A 16,385-nucleotide genomic window follows, 5' to 3' on the forward strand; every position below is an offset into this window, starting at 1 on the left:
GTCAGCTCACGGCTCCGGTCATGACGGCGACGGGTACGGAGACGAAGCCGACCGTCAGCGCCAGGGCGAGGATGTCGGCAAGGGTCTTGAGAAGGCGGTCGCGGGCGGCGTTGCCCGCGCCGAGGGTCTGGGCGGCGCTCCAGAAGCCGTGCCGGACGTGAAATCCGAGGGCGAGCACGGCGACGATGTAGATGACGTTGCCGTACCAGGTGGAGAAGGTGTCGATGACGTTCTGGTACGGATGCCCGGGCTGGAAGCCGCCGGAGTGCACCGTGCCGGTCGTCAGGTCGAGGACGTGCCAGACGATGAAGAGGCCGAGGATGATCCCGCCCCAGCGCATGGTCCGGGTGGCGTAGCTCGCGCGCGGCCTCTTGTGGACGTACGCGACGGGGCGGGCCCGGATGTCGCGGCGGCTCAGCTGGTACGCGCAGACGGCGTGCAGCACGACGGCGGCGACGAGCACGAGACGCACCAGCCACAGCGCCCACTCGTAGTGCAGGACGGGCTCGCCCATGGTCCGCAGCCAGTGCGCGTAGCGGTTGTACTCGCCGGCCCCGAAGAAGATCTTCAGGTTGCCGACCATGTGGGCGACCAAGTAGAGGAGCATGACCAGGCCGCTCACGGCCATGATCGTCTTCTTGCCGACGGAGGAGTCCCAGAGCGTACGCGTCATGGACGGCCGTCGGTCCGTCCCTGTTGCCGATGCCATGGAAGCGACGCTAGGGCCGAACGGTCTCATCAGTCCAAGACATGAAACAGCTCATCTTCATAGGATTTGGCTATCGCTACTGCTACGGGACAGCCCTTAGGGTGCGTGCATGCAGTTCCAGCAACTCACGTATTTCGTGGCGGTCGCCGAGGCCCGGCACTTCACCCGTGCCGCCGAGGAGGTGCACGTCTCGCAGCCGTCGCTCTCCCAGCAGATCCGTGCGCTGGAGGCCGAGCTGGGGGCGGAGCTGTTCAGCCGGGCCCGCGGCAACATCACGCTCACCGACGCGGGCGAGGCGCTGCTTCCGCTGGCCCGCCGCATCCTCGCGGACGCCGACACCGCGCGCCACGAGGTGCAGGAGCTGGCCCAGCTGCGGCGGGGCCGGGTGCGGCTGGGCGCGACGCCGAGCCTCTGCACGGGTCTGCTCCCCGACGTGCTGCGCGCCTTCCACGACCGGCACCCGGGCATCCGGCTGCTCCTGGAGGAGGGCGGCTCGCTGGACCTGGTGCGGGAGCTGGCGCGCGGCGCGCTCGATCTCGCGCTGGTGGTGCTGCCGCTGCCCGCCTCGTCGCCCGCGCTCACCACGGTCGAGCTGCTCCAGGAGGACCTGGTCGTGGTGTCGTCGGCGCACGCCCCGCGGCCCGGCCGCGGCGGGAGCGTGGCGATCGCCGATCTCCAAGGCGCACCTCTGGTCATGTTCCGGCACGGCTACGACCTGCGCGAACTGACGGTCGCGGCCTGCCGGGCGGAGGGCTTCGAGCCCTCGTTCACGGTGGAGGGCGGGGAGATGGACGCGGTGCTCGGCTTCGTCCGGGCAGGGCTGGGGATCGCCGTGGTGCCGAGCATGGTCGCCGGGCGGGCCGGGCACGGGCTGCGGACGACCCCGTTGGCCCGCCCGGGGCTGCGGCGCACGATCGCGCTCGCGCACCGCAGCGACGTGGCGCCGCCACGCGCCGCCCGCGAGCTGCAGAAGGTGCTGCTGGCCAGCCGGACGGGCGCCTCGCACCCGTCCGACGGCTGAGCGAGGCCGACACCACGTCCGGCCCCGGCCGCCGCGCCTGCCTGCCGCACCCCGGCCGTCGGCCGCGCCGCTCACACCGCGTCGGCCAGCAGCAGCGAGTGGATCCGGTCCGGGGCACCGGGCCGTGCGTAGTACCAGCCCTGGGCCGTGTCGCAGCCCAGATTGCGCAACTGCTCGGCCTGTGCCCCGGTCTCCACGCCCTCCACCGTGACCGCGAGGTCGAGGCTGTGCGCCAGCGAGACGATCCCCTCGATGATCTTCAGGTCGACCGGGTCCGCCGGATGCCGCTGCATCCCCTGCGTGAAGGAACGGTCCAGCTTGAGCACGCTCACCGGCAGCCTGCGCAGGTTCGCCAGGTTCGAGTACCCCGTGCCGAAATCGTCGAGCGCTATGTTCACGCCCATGTCGGCCAGTTGACGCAGCGGCTTGAGCAGGTCGTCGTCGGCCCCGATGAGCGCGGATTCGGTGACCTCCAGGCACAACGCCCGGGGTTCCAGCCCCGACCGCTCCAGCACGTCGACGGTCTCGGCGACCAGGCGCGGGTGGTGCAGCTGGGTCGGCGAGACGTTGACGTTGATCCGCAGCGGACCCCCGTCGCTGTGCCGCTCCTGCCAGAAGTTGGCCTGCCGCACGGACTCCTCCAGCACCCAGCGGCCGAGCGGCACGATCAGCCCGGTGTGCTCCGCGAGCGGGATGAACCGGTCCGGGCCGAGGACCCCGTGCTGCGGATGGCACCAGCGCACCAGGGCCTCCGCGCCGTGCACCGTCCCGTCGCCCAGGTGCACGAGCGGCTGGTACTCGATGAAGAACTCGCCGCGCTCCAGGGCCGCGGGCAGGGCGGTGGTCAGCCCGTGCCGGGTGATGGCGCGGGCGTCGGCCTCGGCATCGGCGAACTCGAAGCGGTTGCCGCCCGCGGACTTGGCCCGGTACATCGTGATGTCGGCGCTGCGCAGCACCTCCGCGGCGCCGCGTTCCCCGGCCGGCCCCTCCACGATGCCGATGGACCCGCGCACGGTCAGCTCGCGGCCCTCCAGCCGGACCGGGGCGGCGAGCGCGCCGAGGATGCGGCAGGCGAGTTCGTCGACCTCCTTCTGGGTGTCGGGTCCGGTGGTCAGCGCCACGAACTCGTCGCCGCCGAGCCGGGCCACCATCTCGCCGGGCGCGGTCGCACAGCTCTGCAGCCGGTCGGCCACCTCGACCAGCAGCCGGTCCCCCGCCGCGTGCCCCAGGCTGTCGTTGACCGCCTTGAAGCCGTCGAGGTCGAGGTAGCAGAGCCCGAAGCGGCTGCCGTCCTGCGCGCCGAGCGCCTTCTCCAGTCGTTCGAAGAACAGCGTCCGGTTGGGCAGGCCGGTGAGCGCGTCGTGCGTGGCCTCGTAGCGCAGTCGCAGGTGGAGCAGCCGGCGCTCCGTGGTGTCCTCCATCAGCGCCAGCTGGTACTCGGGCCTGCCCTCCGCGTCCCGCAGCAGCGACACCGTCAGATTGGTCCACAGCACCGTGCCGTCGTTGCGGTAGAACGGCTTCTCGACCCGGAAGTGGTCGCGTTCGCCGCGCACCAGCTCGCCGTAGTACGTACACACGTGCGGCGAGTCCTCGGGGTGCGCCCACTCGTCGACCCGGCGGCTGAGCACATGATGCTGGAGCCCGCCGAACATGCGGGTGAGGGTGTCGTTGACCTCGAGCACATGGCCGTCCAGGTCCGCGATGCCGATGCCGATGGCGGCGTCGTCGAACACCGCCCGGAAGCGTGCCTGGGTGGCGTGCAGGGCCAGTTCGGCCCGGGTGCGGGCGGTGAGCGCCGAGCGGGCGATGGCCTCCTGCTCGGCCAGGGTCCGCTCGCGCAGCGCCTGGGTGAAACCGCCGGCGAGGGCGTGCTGGATGCGGGCGCAGCGGGCCTGTCCGTCCTCGGTGGGAAGCTGGGTCGCACCGTTGCCGCCGCAGTAGAGGACCAGGTACGAGTCGATGACGCCGAGCGTGCTGCTCAACGCGTCCGGATCCGTGCAGTGGGCGGCGACGAGGGCACCGCCCACCCCGCTCGCGGGCGCGGCGTCGAACGGGCGCGCGTGCAGAATGTCGCTGAGCTTGCGGGCCAGCGGCAGCAGATGCTGTTCGAACTCCGTGCGCGTCAGGGAGGTGGCCGTCGAGGGGAAGATGGCCCGGCTCCAGATCGTGGCGAATCTGCGGAGCCGGTCCTCGGCGCCGTCGGCCTGCGGGGCGGACGTTCCGGACGACTGGGCGGGGATGCTCACGCCTTGCGTCCCACTCCGCCGAAACCCGAGAAGGCGAACGGATCTTCCTGCTCCGGCGCCGTGGGGGCCTCGGGCCGCCAGTTCGGCATCGCCACGAGTCCGGGCTCGACCATCTCGTACCCCTCGAAGAACCGGGCGATCTCGTCACGGGACCGCATGACGAGCGGGCTGCGGGTGTCCTCGTAGATGCCGACGGCGGCCCCCGCCCTCTCCTTGCTGAGCGGTATTCCTTCGTACGCGGCGTGGGTGATGACGATGAGACTGCCGGGGGCGAGTGCCTCGCGCAGTTCGGCGACCGCGGCCTGCGGCTCGTCGGAATCCTGGACGAAGTGGAGCACGGCGACGAGCAGTAGGGCCACCGGGCGCTCCAGGTCCAGCAGTTGGGAGATCTCCGCGTTCTTCACGATCTCCCGCGGCCGGCGGAGGTCGGCGGCGGCCGCCACCGCCCGTTCGTTTCCTTCGAGTACGGCCTGACTGTGCGCGACCGCAACGGGATCGTGATCGACATATGCCACCCGGGCCTCGGGATCGGCGGCCTGGGCGACTTCGTGCACATTACCGAAAGTAGGTATTCCGGATCCGATGTCCAGGAACTGGGTGACGCCCTCGTCCACCGCGTATCGCACGGCCCTGCGCATAAAGGCGCGATTCGCCTGCATGACCTTGGGGAGCCCCGGCATGAACTCCATGGCCTTGCGAGCAGCTTCCCGGTCCACCTCGAAATTGTGCGATCCGCCCAGATAGAAGTCGTACATGCGGGACACGCTCGGCACCGATATGTCTATGCCTTGCGGTGCCCAGGCGGGACGCTCCATCGATGTCTCCAACAAGTCGCCACGGCGATCCGGCCATGTTCATGGTCAGTGTGGACCAGAGGCTACTGATCGCCCGCCAAGAGAGCGAGCGGAAACGGAAATTAGCCGTCCGTTATTGGTCACACACCCGTGGCATGTGCAACCGCTCCGTCGCTGCGTGTGACGTTCACGGCCCCTCCGCCGTCGCGAAGCACCGTTGCCCGAGGGGAACGGCCTGCCGGAGGAGGGCCTCAAGGGGGCGCGTATCATGCGGCTCCCGTATACACCGCCCCTGCTGTTTGGCGGAGTTCGCGTCGACGTATCGTCACCTCACCGAAAATGGTACAGACCTGACGCCAGGAACAGGTACGGACCATGACGGCGAACGGTTCGGTCGGTTCCCGCGAGCCGAATGGAGGCCGCGAATCCCTTACCGGTGGAGCCTTTCCCTCTCACATTTGCCAGGAGGGCAAGGATCGGCCACCACCGCGGGCACACACGGCGGCGACGCGGCCGCGAACCGCTGCCTTACGTGAACCGGTGGGCGCGCGACTCCGCACTCGTCCCGCCGACGCGACTTCGAGTTCCGGGTCCCCACGGGCAAATGCCCGGGACGGCGGGGGCCGCGTTCAGAGCGAACGGATCTTCGACTTCGACCACGAAACCTGCGGCCCGCACGGCGCGGACCGCCCTGCGGGACACACCTCGGCGAAACCGGCGCGCTTCCCCGAAAACCCGCCCCGCCTTCGCGCGGTCACCATCGCAATGCGGCACGGGCCCCCGGCAGGCGGAGCCGCATGGTATCCCAACCGTTTTACCGTGAACACGACCGGGGCCCGCCCGGCGCCCCGCTCCCGCACCGGGCGTGAGGGCCGACGGCAAGTCCCCCTGACCACCGTCGTGTTCAGAGAATTGCCCGGCGTCGCAAGCGCTCCGCCGTCTTGTCCCACCATCAGGGGAACACCGGCTCTTTCCCGGCGTGCCGCACGCGTGGCGGGACCATGCTCCCGCTCGTGTACGGATCACGCATAGCCCGGCTCGCGTCAGCCGTGGTGCTCCTCTGGCTGCTGCCCGTCCCGGTACCGGCGGGTGCGGACAGCTGCGCCCACGCCGCCCCCGGGGAGGACGGCGGGACGTCGGCCGTCGCCGTGGCGGGCATCGACCCCTGTCGTACGAGCCCGCCGCCCGAACCGCCCCCGCGGCCCGCACCACCGCGTCCGCCATCACCTCCCCCGTCGCCTCCGTCGGCCCCCGCGCCACCTACGAAACCGACCGCATCACCCCGTCCCGCGTCACCCCGTCCCCAACCGTCGCGACCCGAACCGGAAGCCGTGCCCCCCTCCCTGTCACCCGCTCCCTCCGCGCTTCCCGCGCCGCCCGGGCCCCGGCCCGCCGCGTACCCGGACTACCGCGGGCCGTCCCGCAAGGCCCTCCGCGGCGGCCCCTCCCTGATCACCCTCACCCTGCTGATCACGGCCCCCGCGGTGTTCGCCGCCGCCGTGCTGCGCCCCCGCTCCCGATGACCTCCGGAGAGACATCCATGTCGGAATGGCTCGTTCTCGCGCTCGCCATGGTCGCGGTCAGCGCCGTGGTCCTGACCATCGCCGTGCTCAACAACCGCCGGATCGGGGAGGACGACGACCCGTCCCAGACACCCGACGTCATCGAGTACATGACGATGATGATCGGCGTGGTCTACGCGATCGTGCTGGGGCTCGCGATCGCCGGTGTCTGGGAGGGCCGCAGCGCCGCCCAGGAGTACGTGCGCCAGGAGGCCCAGGCGCTCCACGAGGTGAGCGCACGCTCCTCGGTGTACCCGGCCGAGGTCCGCAAGCGCATCCGCGCCGACGTCGACGCCTATGTCGCCCACGTCGTCACACGCGAGTGGCGGACGATGGCCGAACACGGCTCCCTCGACGAGGAGGGGACACGGCTGCTCGACCGGGTGCGCGCCGACGTCACCGACCACCGGCCGGCGAACGACTACGAGGCGCAGTCCTACCAGCCTCTGGTCGATCAGGTCGCCGCGGCCGACGACGCGCGCGGCGCACGCGGGCAGAGCGCGGGCTCGACCATGCCGGGCGTGGTCTGGTTCGGCCTCGTCATCGGCGCGCTGGTGACCGTCGGGCTGATCTTCACGCTGCAGATCCGCAGGACCTCCCGCGAACTGCTGCTGGCCGGCCTCTTCAGCGCCCTGATCGCCTTCCTGCTCTTCCTGATCTGGGACTTCGACACCCCGTTCGGCCGAGGCATCTCGGCCACCGCGGAACCGTTCCTGGACCTGTTCCCCGGCGTGGCGGGCACATAGGGCCGCCGACGCCCGCGACCGCGCGGCCCGTACGGGCCGGCGCCCCGGGCGGCCACGCCCCGGCCGACGGGACGAACGACGCGCGGTTTCGCCCCTGAGCGGCGCCTGCGGCACGGTCACCGGCGTCGCGGCACCGTGATCCGGTAACCGTGCTCCAGCAGTTCCGGCAGATAGCGGCGCAGCGCCGACACGCTCTGCGAACGGTCACCGCCCGCGTCGTGCGACAGCACCACGGCGCCGGGCGCCGCGCCGTCGCGGACCCTGCGGACGATGGTTCCGGCGTCGGGTCCGGTCCAGTCGAGGGTGTCGACGGTCCAGGCCATCGGCTCCATGCCGAGTTCGGCGCCGATCTCGAAGGAGCTCCGGTTCCATGCCCCGTACGGGGCCCGGTACCAGACCGGCGGCGTGCCGGTGGCCTTCTCGATCACCTCGCTGGTACGGCCGAGTTCGTCCCGCACCCCGGCCCGGGACAGCTCGGTGACCAGGGGGTGCGTCCAGGAGTGGTTGCCGACGGTGTGGCCGTCGTCGGCGATCGCCCGCACCAGGTCCCTGTTGTCGTCGGCCGTCTCGCCGCAGACGAAGAACATCGCGCGGACATCGTGTTCGCGCAGGGTGTCGAGGATGCGCGGGGTGTAGAGCGGGTTGGGGCCGTCGTCGAAGGTGAGCACCATGGCGTGCCCGAGTTCAGGCAGATGTTCGAAGGGCCGGGTGCGGACGGGGGGCGGGGCGCCCCCGGTCATGGGTGCCGGCCGGTAGGGGGAGGGCACCTCCCGCAAGGCCGAGGAAGGACCGGCGGCACCCGCCCGGTCGGGCGCGGGCGGCCGGACCGGCGTTCCGGCCGGATCCGCGGCGATCAGGCGCACGGCACCGGCGGTGCCCAGTCCGGCGGCCAGCCGCAGCAACGCCCTTCGGCCCGGAAGCCTTTGATCGTTCTTCATGACCAACTGCTCGCACGTCCGCCGTCCTGTGCCGATCAACGACACCGCCCACTCACCGTTTTGCACTCGATGGGCGGAATGCCCGTGACGTGAGCGGAGTTCGGACCGGACCGCGCCCGTCGCCGGCACCGGTCGCGGCTCCGGCCGTACGTACCGCCTCCGCACCCCGCCCCGGGACGCATCACACCCGTCCCCAGGACGTGCCCGCGCCCGGCCGACGCAACGGCCCGTGCCGCACTCCGCCCGCTCCCCACACCGACGTCGCCAGCGGATGGCCTCGCCGCCGTGACAGGCCGACAGGCCGACAGGCCGACAGCGCCATGCAACGAGCGGGCCGTTGGACCGTCACGGTGGTCCCGTGATCGTCGCGGGGCCGCCGCCCCGACAGGACGGCACGCCGTCTTTCGAACAGACATCGCCTGGGTCATCATGAGCGCCCGTCAGCGACATCCGTCAGCGGAGAGGTGACTCATGGCCGGGCTGCGAGTGGGCGAGGGCGTGTTGCGCCGCAAGCCGATCGAGCAGATCGACGAGAAGGCACCGACGGGGGACGCCACCGCTCAGCTCACCAGATCGCTCGGTCTGTGGCAGCTCACGGCGATCGGTGTGGGCGGCATCATCGGCGCGGGCATCTTCACGCTCGCCGGCACGGTCGCGAACGGCACCGCCGGGCCGGCGGTGCTGATCTCCTTTCTGATCGCAGGCGTGGCGAGCGCCGCCGCCGCTTTCAGCTACGCGGAGTTCGCGGGCCTGATCCCGAAGGCCGGGTCCGCCTACACCTACGGCTACGCGGTGCTCGGGGAGCTGGTCGGCTGGTTCATCGGCTGGGACCTGCTGCTGGAGTACACGGCGATCGTCTCGGTGGTAGCGATCGGCATCTCGGGCTACTTCGGCTTCCTGCTCGGTGAGATGGGGCTGAAGCTGCCGGCATGGATGCTGGGCGCGCCCGGCACCGGGGACGGACACCGGGTGGACCTGTTCGCCGCGCTGCTGTGTCTGCTCGTGGCGTACCTCCTGACCCTCGGCATCAAGAACGCGGCCCGCTTCGAGACCGTCGTGGTCGCGCTGAAGGTCCTCGTCGTCCTGCTGGTCATCGGCGTCGGCGTGTTCCACGTCAGCAGGGCCAACTACCACCCGTTCCTCCCGTTCGGGGTGAGCGGAGTCTTCACCGGCGCGGCCACGGTCTTCTTCGCGGTGTTCGGTTACGACGCCATGTCGACCGCCGCCGAGGAGTCCAAGGACGCCCAGCGGCACATGCCGAAGGCGATCCTGTACTCGCTGGCCGTCTCGATGGTGCTGTACGTGGCGGCGTGCCTGGTGCTGACGGGCATGCAGAGCTACAAGGACATCGACCCGGAGTCCGGCTTCTCCTCCGCGTTCAAGTCGGTGGGGCTCAGCGGTCTCGCCGACGTGATCGCGGTCGGCGCGATCATCGGCATCCTCACGGTGATGTTCACCTTCATGCTCGGGGTGACCCGGGTGTGGTTCTCGATGAGCCGTGACGGGCTGCTGCCGAAGTGGTTCGCCAAGACCCACCCGACCCGGCACGTGCCGACCCGGGTGACCTGGATCGTCGGCGGGGCGGCGGCCGTGATCGCCGGGTTCCTGCCGATCGGCGAGGCGGCCGAGCTGACGAACATCGGCATCCTGCTGGCGTTCGTCGTGGTGTGCGTCGCGGTGATCGTGCTGCGTTACCGGCACCCCGAGCTGCCGCGTACGTTCCGCACCCCCGGCATGCCGTTCGTCCCGGCCCTCGGCGTGGTGTTCTCCCTCTGGCTGATCACGTTCCTGCAGTGGCAGACCTGGGTGCGGTTCCTGGTGTGGTTCCTGGTGGGCCTGGTGATCTACTTCGGCTATTCGTACCGGAAGTCGGAGATGGCGAGGACGCCGGGGGCGGACACGGACCGTCCGGACTGAGGGCGCCCGTGCGCGACCACGCCCCGGCCGGCCGGCCGGGGACGTCCGCGCGGGGTCGCCCCCGGACCACCGCACCGATCGGACATTCGTTCGGATCCGGGCGGCGGGCCGCCGACCGTCCGTCGCCCGCCGGACCGTTCACCGCACCATTCGCCGCACTGTGCGACCGCTCGTCGCACGACCCCGCCCGTCGCCTGTTCCCGGGCGTCCGGATGCGTTCGGATACGCCCGTCGACAACGAAACGGCAGGGCCGGCGCGGGGAAGGGCGTTCACGATGACCACCATGACGACGGACGAGCGGTCCCTCGCGGATCTCCAGCGGAAGCACGGCCCCGCCCTGTTCCGCTTCCTGCTCGGGCTGACGTTCGGCGACCGGCAGCGGGCGGAGGACCTGCTCCAGGAGACGCTGGTGCGGGCCTGGCAGCATCCGGAGGCGTTCGACGCCCCCTACGCGTCGATGCGGCCCTGGCTCTTCACCGTCGCCCGGCGCCTCGCGATCGACGCGCGGCGGTCCAGACAGGCCCGGCCCGCCGAGGTCAGCGACGTGGTGCTGGAAGGCACGGCGGGCGAGGACGACACCGCCGAGGCCGCGGTCGCGGCGCTCGACGTGCGCGAGGCGGTGCGCGCGCTCAGCCCGGAGCACCGCGAGGTCCTCGTCCAGATGTACTTCCGCGGGCTGAGCGTCGGCGAGACGGCGCAGGTGCTCGGCATCCCGGCGGGCACGGTCAAGTCGCGGTCCTACTACGCGCTGCGCCGGCTCTCCCGGAGCCTGCCGGGCTACTCCGGCAGGTCGTCCTCGGTCAGCAGCGCGAGCAGCGAGGCGGCCTGAGCGACCTCCACGTCGTCGGCGGCGCAGCCGTCGCAGGTCCGAAGGTGGCGGGCGACCGTGCCCGTCTCGTCGGCCGTGAGTGCGTCGAGGACGTAGGCACCGAGCAGTCGCCGCACGTGCGGGCCCTCGCCGGGATCTGCGGTCTTCGCGTCCTCGGGTCGTGGGCGGGTCCGCTCCGGACGGATCCTGTCCTTCTGCCACGCGGGCCGCGCCGCCCCGTCCGGTCGTCAGGAACCGTGCACCCCCGCGCGGTATTTCGGCAGTCGTGCCGTGATCTTCATCCCGGCGCCGACGCCCGTCTCGATGACGAGCCCGTAGTCGTCCCCGTAGACCTGACGCAGCCGTTCGTCGACATTGAGCAGACCGATGCCGGCGGACCGGCCACCCTCGCCGCGCAGGATGCGGCGCAGGCGCTCCGGGTCCATTCCGGCGCCGTCGTCCTCGATGACGACCTCGGCCTCGGATCCGGCGTCGAGCGCGCGGATGGTGATGTGGGTCGAGGTCTTTCGCCCGCCCCGGTCGGCGGCTCCTTCGAGGCCGTGCTTGACGGCGTTCTCGACCAGGGGCTGGAGGCAGAGGAACGGCAGCGCCACGGGCAGCACCTCGGGGGCGACCTGGAGGGTGACCGAGAGCCGTTCGCCGAACCGGGCCCGGACGAGCGCGAGGTACTGGTCGATGGAGTGCAGTTCGTCGGCGAGGGTGGTGAAGTCGCCATTGCTGCGGAACGAGTAGCGGGTGAAGTCGGCGAATTCCAGGAGGAGTTCGCGGGCCTTTTCGGGGTCGGTACGGACGAACGAGGCGATGGCGGCCAGGGAGTTGAAGATGAAGTGCGGGGAGATCTGGGCCCGCAGCGCCCTGATCTCGGCCTCGATGAGGCGGGTGCGGGAGCGGTCCAGTTCGGCGAGTTCGAGCTGGACGCAGACCCAGCGGGCCACTTCCCCGGCAGCCCTCGCCAGGACGGCGGACTCGCGCGGGGCGTAGGCGACCAGGGTGCCGAGGACCCGGTGGTCGACGGTGAGGGGGACGGCGACGGCCCAGCGCAGGGGACAGTCGACGTCGTCGCACCGGCCGGAGAAGGCGGTGCCCCGTCCGCTGTCGAGGAGGCCCCGCACCTGCTCCATGACGTGCCGGCCGTGGTGCTCTCCCTCGCCGTCCCAGACGAGGACGCGGTCGCGGTCGGTGAGGCAGAGCGCGTCGGTGCCGAGCAGGGAGCGAAGCCTGCGGGCGGCCTTCCTGGCGCTCTCCTCGGTGAGCCCGGCGCGCAGCGGGGGCGCGGCGAGGGAGGCGGTGTGCAGGGTCTCGAAGGTGGCGTGTTCGACGGGGGTTCCGACGTCGCTGGGGCGGGCCGTGCGGGCGGCGCGGCGGCCGAGCAGGAATCCGGCGACGGGCAGCAGGAGGGCGAGCGCGACGAGCGCGGTGTATCCGGCCCCGGTCATCGGTGTCTCCCCGAGGTCAGTGACTCCGGCAGGTGGAAGCGGGTCATGGCCGCGTTCGTGCCGGGCGGTATCCGGCGGGGCGTGGCCAGGGACACCAGGATCATGGCGAGGAATCCCACCGGTACCGACCAGACGGCGGGCCAGGCGAGCAGGGCGTGCGTCCAGCCGGGCGGGCTCACCACGCCGCTGACGGTGATGGCGACGGCCAGGAAGGCGGAACCGCCGCCGAGCAGCAGTCCGGCGATCGCGCCGGGCGGGGTGAGCCGCCTCCACCAGATGCCGAGGACGAGCAACGGACAGAAGGAGGAGGCGGAGACGGCGAACGCCATGGCCACCGAGTCGGCCACCGGCACCCGGCTGACCAGCAGCGAACCGGCCAGCGGCACGGACATGGCGAGAACGGTGGCCAGCCGGAAGTGCCGTACGCCCCGGGAGGGGAGCACGTCCTGGGTGATGACCCCGGCGACGGCCATGGTGAGGCCGGAGGCGGTCGACAGGAACGCGGCGAAGGCGCCGCCCGCGATGAGCGCGCCGAGCAGGTCCCCGCCGAACCCGCCGATGAGCCGCTCGGGCAGCAGCAGCACGGCGGCGTCCGCGTCCCCGCCGCGGCCGAGGTCGGGCGCGTAGAGCCTGCCAAGGGCCCCGTAGACCGGTGGCAGGAGGTAGAAGACGCCGATGAGCGCGAGGACGGCGACGGTCGTGCGCCGGGCGTCCCGTCCGTTGGGACTGGTGTAGAAGCGGACGACGACGTGGGGCAGGCCCATGGTGCCGAGGAACGTGGCGAGGATCAGCCCGTAGGTGGCGTAGAGGGGGTGGTCGGCGCGGAAGACGGAGAACTGGTCGTCGAAGGAGACGCGGGGCCGGCCGTCGCCCTGCCAGGCGAGGACCAGGAAGATCGCGGGGACGAGCAGCGCGGTCAGCTTCAGCCAGTACTGAAATGCCTGGACGAAGGTGATGGACCGCATGCCGCCCGCGGCGACGGCGATGACGACGACCGCCGCCACGAGGACGTCGCCGAGCCGGCCGGGCGCCCCGGTGAGGATCTTGAGGGTGAGTCCGGCGCCTTGGAGCTGTGGCACCAGGTACAGCCAGCCCGCGGCGACGACGAGGACGCTCACCAAGCGGCGCACCTGCCGTGACTCCAGCCGTCCCTCGGCGAAGTCGGGCAGGGTGTACGCCCCGGAGCGGCGCAGGGGCGCGGCGACGAAGACGAGGAGGACGAGGTAGCCCGCGGTGTAACCGACCGGGTACCAGAGCATGTCGGGCCCGTGCACGAGCACCAGCCCCGCGATGCCCAGGAAGGAGGCGGCGGAGAGGTATTCGCCGCTGATCGCGGCGGCGTTGAGGCGGGGCCGTACGGTGCGCGAGGCGACGTAGAAGTCGGAGGTGGTGCGGGAGATGCGCAGCCCGAAGCCGCCGACGAGGACGGTCGCGGCGACGACGACGGCGACGGCGGTCACCGCGTACGTGCGGCTCACTGCGCGGGGCGGCCTTCCACGAGCCGGGCGAAGTCGCGTTCGTTGCGCTCGGCCCGCCGCACGTACCAGCAGGCGGCCAGGGTGAGCGGCGGGTAGGCGGCGAACCCGAGAACGGCCCAGACCGGGGCGTCGCCGCGCAGTGCCTCGAAGACCAGCGGCAGGGTCCCGACGACGACGGCGAGGACCACGAACACGGTAAGTCCGGCACGTAGTTGACTGCGTATCAGGGACCGGACGTACGCGCCGCCGAGTGCGGTCTGTTCGTCGATCTCCGACTGGGTGCGGTAGCGCGGCAGCGGGCGCACCCGTCGGGGCTCCCCCGTCACCACTTCGCGCCGGGGTGTTGGCTCTGCGGACATGGGCCCGGAGTGTACGCAGCGTGGGACGGCCCTGGGAAGGGGTTGCCGTCCCAGTCGCCCCTGGTCAGCGGCCGGTCCGGCGCATCAGCAGATCGCGCAGGGCGCGGCTGTGGCGGCGGCTCACGGCGAGCTCCGCGGTACCGATGCGCACGCTCATGCTGCCCGCGTCGAGGCGGAGTTCGTCGATCCGTCCCAGTGCCACGAGGTGGCGGCGGTGGATGCGTACGAAGCCCCGTGAGCGCCAGCGTTCCTCCAGGGTGGTGAGGGGGACGCGGACGAGGTGGCTGCCGGTGGCGGTGTGCAGCCGGGCGTAGTCGCCCTGGGCCTCGGCGTAGGCGATGTCGTCGATCGGGACGAACCGGATCACTCCGCCGAGTTCCACGGGGATCTGGTCGCCCGCGGTGTCGAGCACGGGTGCGCAGCGGTCGCCGACCTGTTCGGCCACGCGGCGTACCGCTTCGGCGAGGCGCTCGCGCCGGACGGGTTTGAGGACGTAGTCGACGGCCTTGAGGTCGAACGCCTGGACGGCGAAGCCTTCGTGGGCGGTGACGAAGACGATGAGCGGGGGCGCGGCGAATCCGGCCAGCAGCTGGGCGACGTCGAGACCGGTGAGTCCGGCCATGTGGATGTCGAGGAAGACGACGTCGATGGCGGCGGGGTCGTCGGGGCCGGCGTCGACGGCGGCGCCGATGCGGCGCAGCGCCTCGGTGGCGCCCGAGGCCCCCTCGGCGCTGCGGACGCGGGGATCCGCGCGCAGGAGGTAGAGGAGTTCCTCCAGTGCGGGTTCTTCGTCGTCGACGGCGAGTACGCGCAGCATGGGCGGAGTGTAGAACGGGTCCGGGGTCACGGGCCGGGCCTCTGCGGGCCGGTCGTCGGCGGCCGCGCCCTCCGGAGGCCGCATGCTCGTCCGGACGGGCGCCGGACGACGGGTCAGGACACCGGTAGCAGGGCGAGCAGTTCCCCCACCTCCTCGTCGGCGCAGTGCGCGAGCCGGTCCAGATCGGGCAGCGCCTCGCCGTCGGCCACGAGCCCGACGTGCACCCGGCCGCCGTACGTGGACAGCGCGACGGCGAGGGCCTGGCCGCGGGCCAGCGGCGCCATCGGGTAGACGGCGCGCAGCGGGCAGCCGCCGAGCGAGAGGGCCGAGCGGGGCAGCGGCACGCTGGTGACCAGCAGGTCGAAGAGCATCCGGGCCGCGTTGCCCGCGATCGGGGCCCCCAAGCGGTGGGCGAGGGACGGCAGTTGGTCGGCGAGCACGGCGACGGCACCGGCCCCGCGCAGTGGCCCGGCGGCCTTGTTGCGGTCCATGGCCGTGCGGACGCGGTGCAGCCGTAGCCGGGGGTCGGGTTCGCGGACCGGGAGCGCGAGCAGGTAGGCGGAGAGCCTGTTCCCGGTCGCGGCGGGCTGGCCGGGCCTGCGCCGGGAGACGGGCACCAGGGCGCGCGGGTCCACCGCGGGCAGCAGCTCGCCCCGCTCCAGCATCCAGCGGCGCAGGGCCCCGGCGACGATCGCGAGCAGGACGTCGTTGAGCGTGCCTCCCGCGGCCCGGCGGATCCGCTGGACGGCGGCGAGGTCCAGGTCGGCGGTGGCCAGCCGCCGGGTGCCGCTGGATCGCGCGGTGAGCGCGGGCGCGCCCCGCGGGTCCAGACGGCTGGCCCGCACCACGGAGGCGCCGACCCCGAACGCCCGGCCGAGATCCTCGATCCGGCCCAGGGCCAGGCCGGCCACCTGGCGCGGGCCCGGCATCCAGGAACGGGGCGGCACCGCTCGGGTCCGGACGGCGGACGGGCCGCTCGGGGCACGCCGGGCGAGGGGGGCGATCTCATCGAAGATCCCGGCGCCGATGGCGATCGCGCGCATCCCGTCGGCGAGCGCGTGGTGGAGCTTGACGAGCACGGCGAACGGGCCGCCGACCGCTCCGCCGATCACGTACATCCGCCATGGCGGGCGCCCCCGCTCCAGCGGCCGTTCCATCAGCTCGCCGGCGAGCCGGGTGGCGCCCGCCAGGAATCCGGTGTCCCCGTCCCACGTCTCCTCCCCGGCCGGCCGTACCCGCTCGATGTGGCGGCGTACGTCGAAGTCCTTGTCGACGGACCAGGCCGCGCCGCCGACCGGCAGCAGCACGTCCCTGACCCGCATCCGCAGCCGGGGGATCGCGGCCGCGCGGGTCTCCAGCAGCTCCAGGACGGCCTCGGCGCCGACGCCGCGCGTCGCGCCGGGAGCCGGTGCGAAGACGGCGAGCGCGCCCAGGTGCATGGGATGGGCGTCGGACTCGAGGTGCCAGAAGGCCAGATCGAGAGGTGCCAGCAGCTCAGTACCCACCGCGTCCCCAGGTCATCGAAGGTCGAA

At 72.1% G+C, this 16,385-nt stretch carries 15 protein-coding genes; 5 read left to right on the forward strand and 10 right to left on the reverse strand.

Annotated elements, in window-relative coordinates:
* Window position 1: 1 nt before the first annotated feature.
* Complete coding sequence (locus ACGF2V_RS24450) at window positions 2-709, reverse strand: succinate dehydrogenase (RefSeq protein WP_362624617.1); 708 nt, start codon at window positions 707-709, stop codon at window positions 2-4.
* Between the two features lie 109 nt (window positions 710-818).
* On the opposite strand from ACGF2V_RS24450, the gene ACGF2V_RS24455 reads away from it, so the two are divergent.
* Window positions 819-1,730: a LysR substrate-binding domain-containing protein gene (locus ACGF2V_RS24455; RefSeq protein ID WP_362709068.1), complete on the forward strand. Its 912-nt coding sequence runs from the start codon at window positions 819-821 to the stop codon at window positions 1,728-1,730.
* A 71-nt stretch (window positions 1,731-1,801) separates the two neighbouring features.
* On the opposite strand, the gene ACGF2V_RS24460 is transcribed toward ACGF2V_RS24455, so the two are convergent.
* On the reverse strand, window positions 1,802-3,976 hold the full coding sequence (locus ACGF2V_RS24460) for an EAL domain-containing protein (RefSeq protein WP_362624621.1): 2,175 nt from the start codon (window positions 3,974-3,976) through the stop codon (window positions 1,802-1,804).
* Window positions 3,973-4,791: an SAM-dependent methyltransferase gene (locus ACGF2V_RS24465; protein ID WP_362624622.1), complete on the reverse strand. Its 819-nt coding sequence runs from the start codon at window positions 4,789-4,791 to the stop codon at window positions 3,973-3,975. Before ACGF2V_RS24465 ends, ACGF2V_RS24460 begins: the two co-directional genes overlap by 4 nt.
* 1,310 nt (window positions 4,792-6,101) lie before the next feature.
* On the opposite strand from ACGF2V_RS24465, the gene ACGF2V_RS24470 reads away from it, so the two are divergent.
* Both ACGF2V_RS24470 and ACGF2V_RS24475 read left to right on the forward strand, forming a co-directional pair.
* Window positions 6,102-6,293 (forward strand): hypothetical protein, encoded by a 192-nt coding sequence (locus ACGF2V_RS24470; protein ID WP_362624624.1) that lies wholly within the window; start codon window positions 6,102-6,104, stop codon window positions 6,291-6,293.
* A gap of 17 nt (window positions 6,294-6,310) precedes the next feature.
* Entirely contained in the window at window positions 6,311-7,078 is a 768-nt protein-coding gene (locus ACGF2V_RS24475; RefSeq protein ID WP_362624625.1) for a hypothetical protein, read from the forward strand.
* 116 nt (window positions 7,079-7,194) lie between these two features.
* Here the strand turns inward: ACGF2V_RS24475 and ACGF2V_RS24480 are convergent, their stop codons facing one another.
* A complete protein-coding gene (locus tag ACGF2V_RS24480; RefSeq protein ID WP_362624626.1) occupies window positions 7,195-8,016 on the reverse strand; it encodes a polysaccharide deacetylase family protein in 822 nt (273 codons plus the stop codon).
* Between the two features lie 471 nt (window positions 8,017-8,487).
* Between ACGF2V_RS24480 and ACGF2V_RS24485 the strand changes: the two genes are divergently transcribed.
* Window positions 8,488-9,933: an amino acid permease gene (locus ACGF2V_RS24485; protein WP_362624628.1), complete on the forward strand. Its 1,446-nt coding sequence runs from the start codon at window positions 8,488-8,490 to the stop codon at window positions 9,931-9,933.
* A 275-nt stretch (window positions 9,934-10,208) separates the two neighbouring features.
* Complete coding sequence (locus ACGF2V_RS24490; RefSeq protein ID WP_362624629.1) at window positions 10,209-10,763, forward strand: sigma-70 family RNA polymerase sigma factor; 555 nt, start codon at window positions 10,209-10,211, stop codon at window positions 10,761-10,763.
* On the opposite strand, the gene ACGF2V_RS24495 is transcribed toward ACGF2V_RS24490, so the two are convergent.
* The 6 genes from ACGF2V_RS24495 to ACGF2V_RS24520 all read right to left on the reverse strand — a co-directional run bounded on the left by ACGF2V_RS24495 (window position 10,712) and on the right by ACGF2V_RS24520 (window position 16,358).
* Entirely contained in the window at window positions 10,712-10,879 is a 168-nt protein-coding gene (locus ACGF2V_RS24495; RefSeq protein WP_362624630.1) for a zf-HC2 domain-containing protein, read from the reverse strand. The two genes, ACGF2V_RS24490 and ACGF2V_RS24495, sit on opposite strands and share 52 nt — an antisense overlap.
* A gap of 111 nt (window positions 10,880-10,990) precedes the next feature.
* Window positions 10,991-12,199 carry a histidine kinase gene (locus ACGF2V_RS24500; RefSeq protein ID WP_362624631.1) on the reverse strand — a complete coding sequence of 403 codons (1,209 nt, stop codon included), beginning with the start codon at window positions 12,197-12,199 and terminating at the stop codon, window positions 10,991-10,993.
* Window positions 12,196-13,677: a cation acetate symporter gene (locus ACGF2V_RS24505; protein WP_362624633.1), complete on the reverse strand. Its 1,482-nt coding sequence runs from the start codon at window positions 13,675-13,677 to the stop codon at window positions 12,196-12,198. The genes ACGF2V_RS24500 and ACGF2V_RS24505 overlap by 4 nt, the downstream gene beginning before the upstream one ends.
* Window positions 13,674-14,036, reverse strand: coding sequence for a hypothetical protein (locus tag ACGF2V_RS24510; RefSeq protein ID WP_362624634.1), 363 nt, complete (start codon window positions 14,034-14,036; stop codon window positions 13,674-13,676). The genes ACGF2V_RS24505 and ACGF2V_RS24510 overlap by 4 nt, the downstream gene beginning before the upstream one ends.
* A 64-nt stretch (window positions 14,037-14,100) precedes the next feature.
* A complete protein-coding gene (locus ACGF2V_RS24515) occupies window positions 14,101-14,853 on the reverse strand; it encodes a LytTR family DNA-binding domain-containing protein (protein WP_362624636.1) in 753 nt (250 codons plus the stop codon).
* A gap of 113 nt (window positions 14,854-14,966) precedes the next feature.
* A complete protein-coding gene (locus ACGF2V_RS24520; protein WP_362624637.1) occupies window positions 14,967-16,358 on the reverse strand; it encodes a wax ester/triacylglycerol synthase family O-acyltransferase in 1,392 nt (463 codons plus the stop codon).
* Between the last annotated feature and the right edge of the window lie 27 nt (window positions 16,359-16,385).

The organism is Streptomyces sp. NPDC047982, assembly GCF_043204165.1.
Classification (GTDB): domain Bacteria; phylum Actinomycetota; class Actinomycetes; order Streptomycetales; family Streptomycetaceae; genus Streptomyces.